21 protein-coding genes and 1 pseudogene are annotated in these 13741 nt (G+C 36.4%); all 22 read right to left on the reverse strand.

Annotated elements, in window-relative coordinates; translation table 11 throughout:
• Positions 1 to 10 precede the first annotated feature (10 nt).
• The 22 genes and pseudogenes from secY to ACQUQZ_RS16530 all read right to left on the reverse strand — a co-directional run bounded on the left by secY (position 11) and on the right by ACQUQZ_RS16530 (position 13740).
• Entirely contained in the window at positions 11 to 1345 is a 1335-nt protein-coding gene (gene secY, locus ACQUQZ_RS16425; RefSeq protein WP_435356110.1) for a preprotein translocase subunit SecY, read from the reverse strand.
• A 404-nt stretch (positions 1346 to 1749) separates the two neighbouring features.
• Positions 1750 to 2184, reverse strand: a pseudogene (gene rplO, locus ACQUQZ_RS16430) (50S ribosomal protein L15); the annotation flags it as partial.
• 168 nt (positions 2185 to 2352) lie between these two features.
• Positions 2353 to 2532, reverse strand: coding sequence for a 50S ribosomal protein L30 (rpmD, locus tag ACQUQZ_RS16435; RefSeq protein WP_435356111.1), 180 nt, complete (start codon positions 2530 to 2532; stop codon positions 2353 to 2355).
• An 87-nt stretch (positions 2533 to 2619) separates the two neighbouring features.
• Positions 2620 to 3123: a 30S ribosomal protein S5 gene (gene rpsE / locus ACQUQZ_RS16440; protein WP_435356112.1), complete on the reverse strand. Its 504-nt coding sequence runs from the start codon at positions 3121 to 3123 to the stop codon at positions 2620 to 2622.
• Positions 3124 to 3141: 18 nt separating this feature from the next.
• Positions 3142 to 3489: a 50S ribosomal protein L18 gene (rplR, locus tag ACQUQZ_RS16445; RefSeq protein WP_435356113.1), complete on the reverse strand. Its 348-nt coding sequence runs from the start codon at positions 3487 to 3489 to the stop codon at positions 3142 to 3144.
• Positions 3490 to 3553: 64 nt separating this feature from the next.
• Positions 3554 to 4114 (reverse strand): 50S ribosomal protein L6, encoded by a 561-nt coding sequence (rplF, locus tag ACQUQZ_RS16450; RefSeq protein WP_435356114.1) that lies wholly within the window; start codon positions 4112 to 4114, stop codon positions 3554 to 3556.
• Between the two features lie 86 nt (positions 4115 to 4200).
• The gene (gene rpsH / locus ACQUQZ_RS16455) at positions 4201 to 4602 is read right to left on the reverse strand and encodes a 30S ribosomal protein S8 (RefSeq protein ID WP_435356115.1); all 402 of its coding nucleotides are present in this window, start codon (positions 4600 to 4602) and stop codon (positions 4201 to 4203) included.
• A 202-nt stretch (positions 4603 to 4804) separates the two neighbouring features.
• The gene (gene rpsN, locus ACQUQZ_RS16460; protein WP_435356116.1) at positions 4805 to 5074 is read right to left on the reverse strand and encodes a 30S ribosomal protein S14; all 270 of its coding nucleotides are present in this window, start codon (positions 5072 to 5074) and stop codon (positions 4805 to 4807) included.
• Between the two features lie 35 nt (positions 5075 to 5109).
• A complete protein-coding gene (gene rplE / locus ACQUQZ_RS16465; RefSeq protein WP_435356117.1) occupies positions 5110 to 5658 on the reverse strand; it encodes a 50S ribosomal protein L5 in 549 nt (182 codons plus the stop codon).
• 107 nt (positions 5659 to 5765) lie between these two features.
• Positions 5766 to 6104 carry a 50S ribosomal protein L24 gene (gene rplX, locus ACQUQZ_RS16470; RefSeq protein WP_435356118.1) on the reverse strand — a complete coding sequence of 113 codons (339 nt, stop codon included), beginning with the start codon at positions 6102 to 6104 and terminating at the stop codon, positions 5766 to 5768.
• Positions 6105 to 6190: 86 nt separating this feature from the next.
• Positions 6191 to 6559 (reverse strand): 50S ribosomal protein L14, encoded by a 369-nt coding sequence (rplN, locus tag ACQUQZ_RS16475; protein ID WP_015027362.1) that lies wholly within the window; start codon positions 6557 to 6559, stop codon positions 6191 to 6193.
• Between the two features lie 98 nt (positions 6560 to 6657).
• Entirely contained in the window at positions 6658 to 6912 is a 255-nt protein-coding gene (gene rpsQ, locus ACQUQZ_RS16480; protein WP_435356119.1) for a 30S ribosomal protein S17, read from the reverse strand.
• 44 nt (positions 6913 to 6956) lie between these two features.
• Positions 6957 to 7139: a 50S ribosomal protein L29 gene (gene rpmC / locus ACQUQZ_RS16485; RefSeq protein WP_435356120.1), complete on the reverse strand. Its 183-nt coding sequence runs from the start codon at positions 7137 to 7139 to the stop codon at positions 6957 to 6959.
• 114 nt (positions 7140 to 7253) lie between these two features.
• The gene (rplP, locus tag ACQUQZ_RS16490) at positions 7254 to 7682 is read right to left on the reverse strand and encodes a 50S ribosomal protein L16 (protein ID WP_435356121.1); all 429 of its coding nucleotides are present in this window, start codon (positions 7680 to 7682) and stop codon (positions 7254 to 7256) included.
• Between the two features lie 110 nt (positions 7683 to 7792).
• A complete protein-coding gene (gene rpsC / locus ACQUQZ_RS16495; RefSeq protein WP_435356122.1) occupies positions 7793 to 8668 on the reverse strand; it encodes a 30S ribosomal protein S3 in 876 nt (291 codons plus the stop codon).
• A 60-nt stretch (positions 8669 to 8728) separates the two neighbouring features.
• Complete coding sequence (gene rplV, locus ACQUQZ_RS16500; RefSeq protein ID WP_435356123.1) at positions 8729 to 9073, reverse strand: 50S ribosomal protein L22; 345 nt, start codon at positions 9071 to 9073, stop codon at positions 8729 to 8731.
• Between the two features lie 96 nt (positions 9074 to 9169).
• On the reverse strand, positions 9170 to 9448 hold the full coding sequence (gene rpsS / locus ACQUQZ_RS16505; RefSeq protein WP_238804278.1) for a 30S ribosomal protein S19: 279 nt from the start codon (positions 9446 to 9448) through the stop codon (positions 9170 to 9172).
• A gap of 71 nt (positions 9449 to 9519) precedes the next feature.
• The gene (gene rplB, locus ACQUQZ_RS16510) at positions 9520 to 10344 is read right to left on the reverse strand and encodes a 50S ribosomal protein L2 (protein ID WP_435356124.1); all 825 of its coding nucleotides are present in this window, start codon (positions 10342 to 10344) and stop codon (positions 9520 to 9522) included.
• 127 nt (positions 10345 to 10471) lie between these two features.
• The gene (gene rplW / locus ACQUQZ_RS16515) at positions 10472 to 10759 is read right to left on the reverse strand and encodes a 50S ribosomal protein L23 (protein ID WP_435356125.1); all 288 of its coding nucleotides are present in this window, start codon (positions 10757 to 10759) and stop codon (positions 10472 to 10474) included.
• A 31-nt stretch (positions 10760 to 10790) separates the two neighbouring features.
• Complete coding sequence (rplD, locus tag ACQUQZ_RS16520; protein ID WP_435356126.1) at positions 10791 to 11417, reverse strand: 50S ribosomal protein L4; 627 nt, start codon at positions 11415 to 11417, stop codon at positions 10791 to 10793.
• Between the two features lie 84 nt (positions 11418 to 11501).
• Complete coding sequence (gene rplC / locus ACQUQZ_RS16525) at positions 11502 to 12122, reverse strand: 50S ribosomal protein L3 (protein WP_435356127.1); 621 nt, start codon at positions 12120 to 12122, stop codon at positions 11502 to 11504.
• A gap of 475 nt (positions 12123 to 12597) precedes the next feature.
• Positions 12598 to 13740 (reverse strand): hypothetical protein, encoded by a 1143-nt coding sequence (locus ACQUQZ_RS16530; RefSeq protein ID WP_435356128.1) that lies wholly within the window; start codon positions 13738 to 13740, stop codon positions 12598 to 12600.
• Position 13741: the final 1 nt, after the last annotated feature.

The raw sequence follows: 13741 nt of genomic DNA on the forward strand, positions 1-13741 counted from the left end.
GTTATTTACCTTAGACTGGTATATTTGAAACAGTCTGACGACCTTGAATCCTTCCTGATTCCATCAGACCTTCGTAACGTTTCATCAATAGATAACTTTCAATTTGTTGTAATGTATCTAATACAACACCTACTAAGATTAACAAAGAGGTACCACCGAAGAACGATGCAAATCCTTGTGTCATTCCTAATAAACCTGCTAATGCTGGTAAGATTGCTATTACTGCTAATAAAACACCGCCAGGTAAAGTAATTCTATCTAAAATATTAGCGATAAAGTCTGATGTTGGTTGTCCAGGTTTAACTCCTGGAATAAATCCACCACCTCTCTTCATGTCGTCAGCAATTTGATTTGGATTAATCGAAATCGCTGTATAGAAGAATGTAAAACCAATAATCAAAATAGCATAAATGATACAATATTGCCAAGAGGTAGGGCTATTCATGATAATTGCCCAGCTTTGAAAAGTATCACTTTTTGTACTGTCAGCTAAATAAGTCAGAACTAAACCTGGTATAAACATCAATGCTTGACCAAAAATGATTGGCATTACACCTGCGATATTTAATTTTAGTGGTAAATATTGACGCTGACCTGTCACTACTTTATTCCCAACGATTTGTTTAGCATACTGAACAGGAATTCTGCGGGTTGCTTGTGTAATGGCCACAGCAAACAAAACAACCATAAATAAAGCTACAATTTCAAGAATAAAAAATAAGATTTGACCATTTCCACCTCTTGATTGTGCCTCACCAATAATTGCTCCAGGAAATCTTGAAACAATACCAATCATAATCATCATTGATATTCCATTTCCGACGCCCTTTTCTGTCATTCTTTCACCTAACCACATACACATCACTGTGCCTGCAACAATAAGTAATACTGAACTTACATAGAAAAGGCCTTGACCAATCATAATTGCATCAGTTGGGATCGTTGCACGTACGTAAGTAAGTGCTTGAGCCGCAGCAACCGCAATTGTTAACCAGCGAGTAATTTGATTCAATTTTCTACGACCTGACTCACCTTCTTTTTGTAATTTACTAAAATAAGGCAATGCAAGCGTTAATAATTGAATAGCGATTGACGCTGAAATATAGGGCATAATACCCAATGCCATAATTGAGGCATTCTTAAAAGCACCACCAACTAAAGTATTCAAAAGACCTAATAAGCCATTGCTTTCGGTAAGGTCTTTGAGTTTAGCTACATCAACACCCGGTAAAACCACGTGTGAACCAATTCGGAAAATAAGAATAATCAAAATGGTTTGAAGAATACGATTTCTTAATTCTTCAATTGACCAAATGTTTCGGAGTGTCGTAATGAATTTGTTCATTTTTTTAGGAAAAACAAGGCGTTTAAGTGAAATTACTCAGCTTTACCTGCGTTGAGTTTGTCTTGCAATTCCTTCAACTCATCCCACTTACCATCACGAGCTAATTCAGCTTGAGATGCCCAAGTAGTTGGGTCGTGCATAGCAAATTTTGAACCTGCTGCATCAAGAATTTCTTTAACTTTCTCTGCTGGTGTTGCTGCTAAATCTGCAAAAGTAATAACTCCTGCGTTAATTAGCAAATCTGCAATTTTTGGACCAACACCTTCGATTAATTTCAAATCATCTCCTTCTGCTACTTTCTTTGCTTTTTTAGGTTTTGCTTCAACAACTGCTTCTTCAACTATCGGTGCAGCAACTTTAGCAACAGGAGCAGATGCTTCCTTATTGAAAGTAGCATCTACAGTTGCAGAACCACCTAATTTTTCAATGGCTGCGATAGCAGATGTTGAAAAAGCATTGGCACGTAAGTTAACAACTGCTGTCAATTCACCACGACCTAAGATTTTAACTAAATCTGATTTTGAAGTAAGACCATTGTTGTACAATACTCCTAAATCTATATTATTAATACCTGTTTTATCAAAAAGAGCTTGGATTGTATCTAAGTTAATCGCTTTGTATTCTACACGATTGATATTTTTGAAACCAAACTTAGGAACACGACGTTGTAAAGGCATTTGACCACCTTCAAAACCACGTTTTTGGCTATATCCTGAGCGAGATTTTGCTCCTTTATGACCACGTTTTGCTGTTCCGCCACCGCCAGAACCATGTCCACGTCCTACTCTATCATTTGCTTTTACTGAACCTTTTGCGGGTTGTAATGACTCTAATTTCATTGTAATACGATTATTTTAATCGGTTATTAAATACGCAATTCCGATTTTCGGAACTACTCGGCTATGCCTTTGGTAATTATTAATTAGTAATTATCATTTTATTAGAAAAATCTAAAATGATAGAACTCTTTTATAATTACCAATTTTAAGAATAAAACTTTGAATAGCTTACGCTTCTTCAATGACTAACAAGTGTTTCACTGAGTTAATCATCCCTTGCATTGCAGGATTCAGTTCTTTTTCTATTGTACGGTTCAGTTTTCCAAGTCCTAAAGCAGCAATCGTGCGTTTTTGAACTTCTGGTCTGCCAATTGTACTTCTTACTTGAGTAATTTTTACCTTTGCCATTTTATTATTTATTCAAAGGTTCAAAATTCGATGTTCGATGCTCGATGTAAACATCGAACGTTGAAGACTGAACTTTGAACTAATAAATTATCCGTTAAATACTTTATTCATTTTCACACTACGTTGGAAAGCAATTGTATGTGGTGCACGCATTTGACTAAGTGCATCAATTGTTGCTTTTACAACGTTATGAGGATTTGATGAGCCTTTAGATTTTGCCAATACATTGTGTACACCGGCTGCTTCTAAAACTGCACGCATCGCACCACCTGCAATAATACCTGTACCAGGAGCTGCTGGTTTTACGAACACAAATCCACCTGAGAATTTACCGTGGATTTCATGAGGCACAGTATCATTGATAATTGGCACAGAAACTAAGTTTTTCTTAGCATCTTCAATTGCTTTTGCAATTGCGTCAGTTACCTCATTTGCTTTACCAAGGCCTTGTCCTACAACTCCTTTGCCATCACCTAAAACGACAATTGCAGAGAAACTAAAACGACGTCCACCTTTTACTACTTTTGCTACACGATTAATGGCGACTACTCTTTCTTTGAGTTCTGCCTCGTTTACTTTTGCTTTGTTCATTGATTCAGAATTTCAAGATTAGAATTTTAAACCGCCTTCTCTGGCACCTTCTGCCACAGCCTTCACGTTACCATGATATAAATAACCGTTACGGTCAAATACACAAGCTAAAATACCTTTTTCAGTAGCCTTTTCAGCTATTTTTTTGCCAACTTCTTTAGAGTTATCAACTTTCACACCTTTCAAACCCAACTCCGTAGTTGAAGTAGCAGCCAAAGTAACACCTTTTGAATCATCAATTAATTGGGCGTAGATGGCAGTATTTGAGCGGAATACCGACAAGCGAGGTCTCTCAGATGTACCTGAAACTTTGCGACGGATACTCCATTTTATCTTTTGTCTTCTATCAGTTTTTACACTTGACATTGTTTTTGCTATTTTGAGATTTTCAGAAATAATCGAATTATTTCTTTCGTCTTGTGTCTAATGATTATTTCTTCTTACCTGAGGTTTTACCAGCCTTACGACGTATAACTTCACCAACAAAACGAATACCTTTTCCTTTGTATGGCTCAACTTTACGAAGTGATTTGATTTTTGAAGCTACCAAACCAATCAGTTGTTTGTCTGTACCTTCAAGCGTAACCATCGGGTTTTTACCTTTTTCCATTGCAGTTGTTACTTTCAACTCTGATGGTACAACGAAATAAACGTTGTGAGAAAAACCTAAGCTAAGATCAAGGACATTACCATTATTAGTAGCCTTATACCCTACCCCAACAATCTCCATTTCAGTTTTGTAACCTGTACTTACACCAATAACCATGTTATTAATTAAAGAACGATACAACCCATGAAGAGCTTTGTGACGTTTTTGTTCAGTTGGTCTGTCAACTTTCAATTCGCTACCTTCGATAGCAATTGACATATCTGGATCAACTTTTTGTGTTAGTTCTCCCTTCGGTCCTTTTACAGTAACGATGTTTTGTGCATCTACTGAGATTGTTACACCACCTGGAAGGGTAACTGGTTTTTTACCAATTCTTGACATTTTTTGATAGTTTAAGGCTTCAGAACACTTTCGTCGAAATGACGAGTTATTAAGAGCGGTCAACGAAAAAGAACTATTTTAATGGATTAATACACGTAGCACAATACTTCACCACCTACTTTCAATGCACGAGCTTCTTTGTCTGTCATTACTCCTTTTGAAGTCGAAACGATAGCAATGCCTAAGCCATTGATTACACGTGGAATTTCGGTTGTACCAGCATATTTACGTAAACCTGGTTTTGAAACACGCTTCAATTCTACGATTGCAGATTGTTTCGTAACTGGATTATACTTTAATGCGATTTTGATTACACCTTGAGGAGCAACTTCTTCGAATTTATAACTTTGAATAAAGCCTTTATCGTAAAGTACTTGAGTAATCGCTTTTTTGATGTTCGAAGCAGGAATTTCTACCACTCTATGACGTGCCTTTATGGCATTTCTGATTCTGGTAAGGAAGTCTGCTATTGGATCCGTTGTAATCATTTTTGATATTTAATTTTGGATACCTAAGCCAACATTAAGTAGTATCGTGAGCACGACTTTCTTAATTGGGCTGCAAAATTAGAGAATATTTTTATAAATAGTATTATAATGAAACTTTATTATTGCTAAAAAATAAATATTCTTGAATAAACATAATATTTTCAAAGAATATTAATATTGAGCAGCAACAATTAAATCATTATTACCAAGATGCTTTGGTAACGCCAGGGATTAACCCTTTACCAGCCATTTCACGGAAGGTAACACGGTTGATTCCAAATTTACGCATATAACCTCTCGGACGACCTGTGAGTTGACAACGATTGTGTAAACGAACTGGTGATGCGTTGCGGGGTAATTTGTCTAAGCCAATAAGATCACCTGCTTCTTTCAAGGCAGCACGTTTGGCAGCATATTTTGCTACACAAGCCGCTTTTTTTCTATCTCTTGCTTTTATTGATTCTTTTGCCATTGTATGACTAAATTATAAATATCGAAATCTGAATATTATTTCTTAATGCTTGCAAATGGCATACCCATTGCTTTCAATAGTTCGTATCCTTCTGCATCAGTTGTTGCTGTCGTTACAAACGTTATATCCATCCCTTGGATTTTTGAAATTTTATCAATTGAAATCTCAGGGAAAATGATTTGTTCTTTTACACCAAAGGTATAATTTCCACGACCATCAAATCCTTTATCACTGATACCTTTGAAGTCACGTACACGTGGAAGAGCAATGGCTGTCAAACGATCAAGGAATTCGTACATTTTATCTCCACGCAAAGTTACTTTTACACCGATTGGCATATTTTCACGAAGTTTGAAGTTTGATACGGCTTTCTTTGAAAGGGTTGCTACTGCTTTTTGACCAGTAATCGTGGTAATTTCTTCCAAGCTACTATCAATTAATTTCTTGTCTCCAGTTGCTGCACCAACGCCACGGTTAACTACAATTTTTTGTATTACCGGAACTTGCATCACTGATTTGTAGCCAAACTTCTCTTTCAAAGCTGGAACTACTTCTTTTGTGTATTTTTCTCTTAAACGTGCCATTTTTACTTGGTTTTTTACTGAGGATTTCCGACCCTCACCCCTATGCTTAATTTAATAGATACTTCCGAAATAGAAGTAAAATTAATTCAAACATTTAGGAGAAATTATTATATAAATTTACCTGTCTCTTTCGAGAATCTTTGTAATTTACCTTTGTCGTTTTCTTTACGTCCTGTACGTGTAGCATTGCCTGTTGAAGGATCAACTACCATTACATTACTGATGTGAATCGAACCAGGGAATTCACGGATTTCGCCTTGTGGTGTTGAAGCAGAAGGTTTTACGTGTTTTTTGTGGATGTTTACACCATCAACAACAACACGTTGTTTTTCAGAGATCACCTCGATGATGCGACCACGCTTTCCTTTTGCGTTACCAGCGATAACTTCAACAGTATCGCCTGAGCGTACATGTTGTTTCTGCTGCTTATTGAATTTTCTTTCCATTACTTTTGAATTTGAAAATTTTGAAATTTTATAATTTGAGAATGAAATAGTGGAAACATAAATTTCCCAATCTCAATTAATTCAAATTAAAGAACTTCAGGAGCCAGAGAAACGATTTTCATGAATTGTTTCTCACGCAATTCGCGAGCAACAGGTCCAAAAATACGAGTGCCACGTGGCTCATCTTGGTTGTTTAATAGTACGACTGCGTTGTCTTCAAATCGAATATATGTACCATCCTTGCGACGAACTTCTTTCGTTGTTCTCACAACAACAGCTTTCGACACAGTACCTTTCTTCATATTAGAAGAAGATAGGGCTGATTTCACAGTAACGACAACTTTATCACCGATTGAGGCATAACGTTTGCGTGTGCCACCCAATACACGGATGACAAGCACTTCTTTTGCACCACTATTATCGGCAACACCTGCTCTTGATTCTTGCTGTAACATTGTTTTATTGCTTTTGGGCTGTTAGCTATTGGCAATTAGATATTAACCATCATTAATGAAAGTCAAATACTAAAGGCTAATCGCTAAAAGCAAAATAATTACTTCGCTTTTTCTACGATTTCTACTAATCTCCAATTCTTGTTTTTGCTCAATGGACGAGTTTCCTGAATCTTAACAGTATCACCGATACCAGCTTCATTCTTTTCGTCATGGAACATAAACTTCTTGGTTTTGAGCATAAACTTTCCGTATTTCGGATGCTTCAATTTACGAACAACAGTTACAACACCAGATTTGTCCATCTTGTTGCTTACTACCGTTCCGATACGCTCTTTTCTAAGATTTCTTTCCATTGTTCAGATACTTAATTTCCTGATTTATCAGGGATTTCTATAATTTATCTTGCGTTCAATTCGGTCATCAATTGAGCTATCAATCGGCGAGATTGACGAATACGCATCGGATTTTCGATGGGTGTAATTGCATGAGCAAATTGTAATTTTAAAATTCTGTCTTTTTCAAGAGAGATATTTTGCTCAAGCTGCTCAGACGACAATGCTTTGATTTCTGACTGTTTCATTTGATTATTTAAACTTAACTGAGTCAGGAATTAGGAATTAGGATTTAGGATTTAGGATTTTAAACCTATTGCCTTTTACCTATACTCAGAACTCAGAACTCAGAACTATTATTATTATTCTGCTTCTTCTTGGTAGTCTCTGCGTACAATGAATTTTGTTTGAACAGGTAGCTTTTGAGCAGCTAAACGAAGTGCTTCGCTTGCTAATTCAACTGATACACCTGTTGCTTCAAATAAAATTGTACCTGGTTTAACACTGGCTACCCAGTATTCAGGAGCACCTTTACCTTTACCCATACGAACCTCTAAAGGTTTCTTTGTGATAGGTTTGTCAGGAAAAATACGAATCCATACTTGTCCTTCACGCTTCATTGCACGGGTAACACCGATACGTGCTGCTTCAATCTGACGAGAGGTAATTCTACCTGGCTCCAAAGATTTGATAGCGAATGTTCCGAAAGCGATCTCGTGTCCACGAGTGGCAAGACCTTTGATTCTGCCTTTTTGTTGCTTACGGAATTTGGTTCTTCTTGGTTGTAACATGACGCTATTATATTTTCAGCACTTTGTGCTTAGTTTCAAGTTTCAGATTTTAAAGTTTCAATGGTAAACTCGAAAATTCGAAATTCGTCACTTGAAACCATTTAGTCTGTTTATCTCTTATTTGGACCTGTACCTCTATTGTTATTGTTACGGTTGTTACCGCCTTGACCACCGCCACGATTATTGTTGCGACCGCCTCTATCTCCACCTTTGTCATCACGACCACCTCTGCGATCATCACGACCTCCATCACGTCCGCCGCCTCTACGGTCATCACGTCCGCCACGATTTCCACCGCCTTCGTTTCCTCTTTCAGAGTTAGCTTGGGCAGTACCACCACCTGCTGGAGTCAAATCACGTTTTCCAAAAACTTCTCCTTTGAAAACCCAAACTTTAATACCGATTTTTCCGTAAACAGTTAAAGCTTCTGAGATAGCGTAGTCGATGTCTGCACGAATTGTATGCAAAGGAATACGACCTTCTTTATACATTTCATTACGAGCCATTTCGGCACCTGCCAAACGACCACCTAATTTAACTTTAATACCTTGAGCACCTACACGAACAGCGGCTTGGATAGCTTGTTTCATGGCACGGCGGTAAGAGATACGAGCTTCGAGTTGTTGTGCAATTGATTCTCCGATTAATTTCGCATCCAATTCTGGACGTTTAATTTCGTAGATGTTAATTTGCACATCTTTACTCGTCAATTTTTTAAGCTCTTCCTTGATCTTATCGACCTCGTTACCACCTTTTCCAATGACAACGCCTGGGCGTGCAGTATGGATAGTAAGCGTGATACGTTTTAAGGTACGCTCGATAACTACTTTCGAAATGGCACCTTTTGGAATACGAGCTGAAACGTACTTACGAATTTCTTGATCCTCGACGAGTTTCTCGGCAAATGTTTTGCCACCATACCAATTGGAATCCCAACCTCTGATATAGCCAAGTCTAAAACTTACAGGATTTATTTTTTGTCCCATTGGTAATTTTCTTTACTTTATTAAGCAATACGAGTAGTATATCGTTTGCTATTTGATGAATTAAACTGCACTATCTACAACGATTGTCAGGTGATGTGAACGCTTGCGGATACGATGTCCACGTCCTTGCGGAGCTGGTCTCATACGCTTCAACATACGACCACCATCAATGAAAATTGTTTTTACGATTAAATCGGCGTCTTCAATTTTCGTGTCTTCGTTCTTTTGTTGCCAGTTGGCTACAGCTGATAATAAGACTTTTTTAATGACTGGTGCGGAATGTTGAGGTTGAAATGTCAAAATCCCTAAAGCCTGACTTACCTTCATGCCTCTGATAAGGTCGATTACTAATCTTGCCTTACGAGGTGTGGTAGGGTAATCACTAAGTTTTGCTACTGCTTCCATTTTTTGAATTATGAATTTTGAATTATGAATTATGAATGAAAAGAGTATTATGAACAAGAATTCAAAAACTCATAATTCATAACTCATAACTCATAACTATCTTTTACCTTTATCTTTCTTTGCTACGTGACCACGGAAGTTACGGGTTGGTGAAAACTCACCAAGTTTGTGTCCTACCATGTTATCAGTTACATAAACAGGAATAAATTTATTTCCGTTGTGTACTGCGAAGGTGTGACCAATGAAATCTGGAGAAATCATTGAGCGACGTGACCACGTTTTGATTACTGATTTTTTGCCTGAGTTATTCATATCAACAATTTTCTTGTCGAGGCGAAAATCAATATATGGTCCTTTTTTGAGTGAACGAGCCATTTTATAGTTCTAAGTTCTGAGTTTTGAGTTCTGAATTCTAAAGAAATCAAAACTTTAAAACTGCTTAATGATTATTTACTTCTTCTTGAAATGATTAACTGAGTTGAAGGCTTAGTTTTGTCACGAGTCTTCTTACCTTTCGCTAATAAACCGTTACGTGAACGTGGATGACCTCCCGAAGCACGACCTTCACCACCACCCATCGGGTGATCAACTGGGTTCATAGCTACACCACGAACTCTTGGACGAACACCTAACCAACGCTTACGACCTGCCTTTCCGTAGGTTACGTTCATGTGGTCTGCATTTGAAACAGTTCCAACAGTTGCGATACAAGTTGCTAAAACCATTCTCATTTCGCCTGATGGCATTTTCAAAGTAACATATTTGCCATCTTTCGCCAATACTTGAGCGTATGTACCTGCACTACGTGCCATTTGAGCACCTTTGCCAGGTTGTAACTCGATATTGTGAATGATTGTACCAAGTGGCATATTGCCGATTGGAAGTGAGTTACCAATTTCAGGAGCAACTGATGAACCTGAGATGATTGATTGACCTACTTTCAAACCTTGAGGAGCAATGATATAAGCTTTTTCGCCGTCTGTATATTGTACTAAAGCGATACGAGCCGTACGGTTTGGATCATACTCAATAGTCTTTACTTCAGCCGAAACATCAAATTTATTTCTTTTGAAGTCAATCAAACGATATTTGCGTTTGTGGCCTCCACCGATATAGCGAGCTGTACGGTGTCCTTCGTTGTTACGTCCACCCGACTTTTTGATTGATACGATCAAACTTCTTTCAGGCTTGCTTGCCGTGATTTCAGAGAAATCAGGAGCAATGCGGTGACGTTGACCGGGTGTGTTTGGTTTAATTTTCTTGATACCCATTGTTTCAATACCTTGTGTCTTAAAGACAGTAAGGGAATTTTAATTTGCGTTTGAAATTTTGCACCTACTTAAAGTAGATATACTTTTTTCTAAGCTCTTATTATTTTACTCCTTTAAAAGAGTAGGCTTACAAATTTTCGTAGAAGTCAATCATATCTCCTTCTTTAAGCGTAACGATTGCTTTTTTGAAGGTTGATGTTAAACCTGATGATGCTCTTCCACGTGTCATTCTCGATTTCTTTTTGCCGATTTGACGAACAGTGTTTACGTCTGTAACGCTAACACCATACATTTTCTCAACTGCTTTTCCGATTTCGATTTTGTTTGCGTTCATGTCCACCTCGAACACAAATTTACCAGTTGTGGTAAGCTTTTGTGATTTTTCGGTAACGATTGGTCTTTTGAGTACGCTCATTTCTGTATAATTTATGAATTAAGACTAAAGCTTAGTTCAATATTGATTCAATTTTTGATATTGCACCTTCGCTGATTAAGATTTTGTCAGCATTAATCAAGTCATACGTACTTACTTCGTCTGCACTTAATACTTTTGTTTTTGGGATATTACGAGCCGATAAGTAAACATTATCATCATAAGTTGGAATGATAAACAATGTTTTGCTACCTGTCAATGACAATGCACCAAGAAATGTTAAGTATGATTTTGTTTTTGGAGCAGAGAAAGTAAAGTCTTCAATGATTGAAACATTATTTTCTTTTACTCTTGAAGAAAGAACTGATTTACGAGCTAAAACCTTGATTTTTTTATTCAATTTGAAGTCGTAATCACGTGGAGTTGGACCGAATACACGACCACCACCTACGAAAATTGGAGCTTTGGTTGAGCCGTGACGAGCACCGCCTGAACCTTTTTGACGAACAATCTTCTTAGTAGAACGATTGACTTCTGCTCTTTGTTTTGCCTTGTGCGTACCTTGACGTTGGTTAGCCAAATAGTGTTTTACATCTAAGTAAACTACGTGTTGGTTTGGCTCGATTCCGAAAACATCGTCTGCCAACGTTGCCGTGCGACCTGTTTCTTTTCCGTCTTTGTTTATTACTGATAAATTCATTGGTATCTACTGCATTTTTTCGATGTCGTTCAGTTTCGACCTTTAGCCCTTAATTTCTAAATAAATAGAAAATCAGTTTGGGTATTATTTATGTAATGTAATGTAAGAGTTCTTTGCTCCTGGAATTGAACCATTCACAATGATCAAATTTTGCTCTGTCATCACTTTCAATACTTTCAAGTTTTGAATTGTAGTACGAGTATTACCCATACGACCACCCATTCTAACACCTTTAAATACACGTGATGGGAATGAACAAGCTCCAATCGAACCTGGGTGACGACCTCTGTTGTGCTGACCGTGTGTTTGACCACCAACCCCAGCAAATCCATGACGTTTCACAACCCCTTGAAAACCACGTCCTTTAGAGTTTCCAGATACATCTAAGAAATCTCCTTCTGCAAAAACATCTTCTACACGAATTGTTTCTCCAAGACTATATTGTTTTTCAAATTCTTTGAACTCAATCAATTTACGCTTAGGTGTTGTACCCGCTTTTTTGAAGTGACCAACAAGTGGACGGCTCGTGTTTTTCTCTTTCTTTTCGCCGTAACCTAATTGAATGGCAGTGTAGCCATCTTTCTCTTCGGTACGAACCTGAGTTACAACACAAGGACCTGCTTCTATCAAAGTACAAGGTACTGCTTGACCTTCTGCGTTGAAGATAGTTGTCATTCCAACCTTCTTTCCAATAATTCCAGACATGGTATTTTACGCTTTATTTTGCTAATGTAACCTATAAATCTAATCGTTCCGGCACAGTCTTTCTGAACTGGGGTGCAAAATTCGTAAAAATTTTGCTTGATAACAAATTATAGGCCAAAAATAATTTACTTTTTTTCAGAGGTTGATTTTCATCAACTTAAACTTTGCACAACAAACCACTTGGGTAAGGTCGTAATAAGGTGCAGGATGATTCCTTGTTGCCTTGTTGTGATTCCTGTAAATGTTCAATAGCTTTCGGAGACCGTTTCAAATGAGTGAATTCTGAAAGAGCAATGCCCTTTATTTTACTCTCAACAGTCAATAGTCAAATTGGTTTCCTGAATGATTCAAGACTTCATTTGACCACAGAAGATTACTCCGTTTCTTAATGAGGATGCAAAGGTAGGATTTTGTTTTTTTATATGCAAATATTGTGTGAAAATATTTTTTAAATTATTTACGGGATATCTCTATTCTATTTTTTTTGAAGTTTTGTTCTGAGTGTTTTTTTATACTCTTCTATGTTTTTACATTTCCCACAGAGTAAAATCGCCCTTTCTTCCGCTTGAATTGCCTCATCATATTTTTTCAATCTGTTCAAAATGTGTGCTTTTGTGTCAAAATATTCTGGTTCTTCTTTTATTTTAATTGCTGTATTTATTAATTTAAGCGAAAGGTCAGTGTACATGTCTTCCTGATAGATATTCCATGAAATATTATTCATGTAATTAATAACACGCCATTTTACTCTTGTGATAAGATATTTTTCAAGTTCTTTTTCAGGCAAGTTTTTTATTCCATAAATCGTAAGGAGTCTTTTAAAAAAAGTGATCGAAATCTCTTCTATTTTTTGCTTATCAAGTGATAATAATTTATTTGTGTATTTGACTAAAAGCGAGTCTCTGCATTTACCATCATAATAACTATTATCTTCTAATAATTCATAAATTTTATCATTTTCTAAAGAGGTCAATCTCCCAAATAAATCTGCATTTGATTCTATATCCAAATCGAGTCCTTTCAAATCATTCCACTGTTGAGTACAAAAATCACTTAAATACAAATTTTCAATACTTTGTAAAAATCTTCTATAAGTAATCATATCTCGAAAATACTTATTTTTAGAAGATTTTAATGACATATTTTTAAAATATTGAAAACATAAATCATTTACATCTCTTGACCAAGTTATTATAATTGGCAGAAAACTCTCTGAAAAAATAGAATCTTCAGGCATTACTTTCAAATAATTTATCAGATAATCATTTTCTCTATTGGCAAAATCATAGATTGATTCATTTATTGCTAAACTTTTCACTAAAATAGGTTTTAGTAATGTTTTATCTTCTGATATTTTATATTGGTACTTTAGAACCCATAAATCACCTAAATATTTCTTTAATTCATTGTCTGAATATTCTGCTCTTTCTTTTAAATCATAATGTCCTTTGAAATCAAGAATGTCATCAAACTTTTCTTTTAGATGCTTTTTTGGGTCATTTTGTACTGATACTTTTATTTCGTTGAGAATAAATTCGCTATCTATTTCTTGTGAAAAAGAACTTACTTGTATAATAAAACTTGTAAGTGACACTAAATATATTTTCCTTAAAACCATT

The sequence above is a fragment of the Emticicia sp. SJ17W-69 genome, from assembly GCF_051209875.1.
In the GTDB taxonomy this organism is placed as follows: Bacteria; Bacteroidota; Bacteroidia; order Cytophagales; family Spirosomataceae; genus Emticicia.

Excerpts from the sequence above, each read along its gene's own strand:
- secY (WP_435356110.1), bottom strand. The coding sequence starts at position 1,345 with ATGAACAAATTCATTACGACACTCCGAAACATTTGGTCAATTGAAGAA.
- rpmD (WP_435356111.1), bottom strand. The coding sequence starts at position 2,532 with ATGGCAAAGGTAAAAATTACTCAAGTAAGAAGTACAATTGGCAGACCA.
- rpsE (WP_435356112.1), bottom strand. The coding sequence starts at position 3,123 with ATGAACAAAGCAAAAGTAAACGAGGCAGAACTCAAAGAAAGAGTAGTC.
- rplR (WP_435356113.1), bottom strand. The coding sequence starts at position 3,489 with ATGTCAAGTGTAAAAACTGATAGAAGACAAAAGATAAAATGGAGTATC.
- rplF (WP_435356114.1), bottom strand. The coding sequence starts at position 4,114 with ATGTCAAGAATTGGTAAAAAACCAGTTACCCTTCCAGGTGGTGTAACA.
- rpsH (WP_435356115.1), bottom strand. The coding sequence starts at position 4,602 with ATGATTACAACGGATCCAATAGCAGACTTCCTTACCAGAATCAGAAAT.
- rpsN (WP_435356116.1), bottom strand. The coding sequence starts at position 5,074 with ATGGCAAAAGAATCAATAAAAGCAAGAGATAGAAAAAAAGCGGCTTGT.
- rplE (WP_435356117.1), bottom strand. The coding sequence starts at position 5,658 with ATGGCACGTTTAAGAGAAAAATACACAAAAGAAGTAGTTCCAGCTTTG.
- rplX (WP_435356118.1), bottom strand. The coding sequence starts at position 6,104 with ATGGAAAGAAAATTCAATAAGCAGCAGAAACAACATGTACGCTCAGGC.
- rplN (WP_015027362.1), bottom strand. The coding sequence starts at position 6,559 with ATGTTACAGCAAGAATCAAGAGCAGGTGTTGCCGATAATAGTGGTGCA.
- rpsQ (WP_435356119.1), bottom strand. The coding sequence starts at position 6,912 with ATGGAAAGAAATCTTAGAAAAGAGCGTATCGGAACGGTAGTAAGCAAC.
- rpmC (WP_435356120.1), bottom strand. The coding sequence starts at position 7,139 with ATGAAACAGTCAGAAATCAAAGCATTGTCGTCTGAGCAGCTTGAGCAA.
- rplP (WP_435356121.1), bottom strand. The coding sequence starts at position 7,682 with ATGTTACAACCAAGAAGAACCAAATTCCGTAAGCAACAAAAAGGCAGA.
- rpsC (WP_435356122.1), bottom strand. The coding sequence starts at position 8,668 with ATGGGACAAAAAATAAATCCTGTAAGTTTTAGACTTGGCTATATCAGA.
- rplV (WP_435356123.1), bottom strand. The coding sequence starts at position 9,073 with ATGGAAGCAGTAGCAAAACTTAGTGATTACCCTACCACACCTCGTAAG.
- rpsS (WP_238804278.1), bottom strand. The coding sequence starts at position 9,448 with ATGGCTCGTTCACTCAAAAAAGGACCATATATTGATTTTCGCCTCGAC.
- rplB (WP_435356124.1), bottom strand. The coding sequence starts at position 10,344 with ATGGGTATCAAGAAAATTAAACCAAACACACCCGGTCAACGTCACCGC.
- rplW (WP_435356125.1), bottom strand. The coding sequence starts at position 10,759 with ATGAGCGTACTCAAAAGACCAATCGTTACCGAAAAATCACAAAAGCTT.
- rplD (WP_435356126.1), bottom strand. The coding sequence starts at position 11,417 with ATGAATTTATCAGTAATAAACAAAGACGGAAAAGAAACAGGTCGCACG.
- rplC (WP_435356127.1), bottom strand. The coding sequence starts at position 12,122 with ATGTCTGGAATTATTGGAAAGAAGGTTGGAATGACAACTATCTTCAAC.
- ACQUQZ_RS16530 (WP_435356128.1), bottom strand. The coding sequence starts at position 13,740 with ATGGTTTTAAGGAAAATATATTTAGTGTCACTTACAAGTTTTATTATA.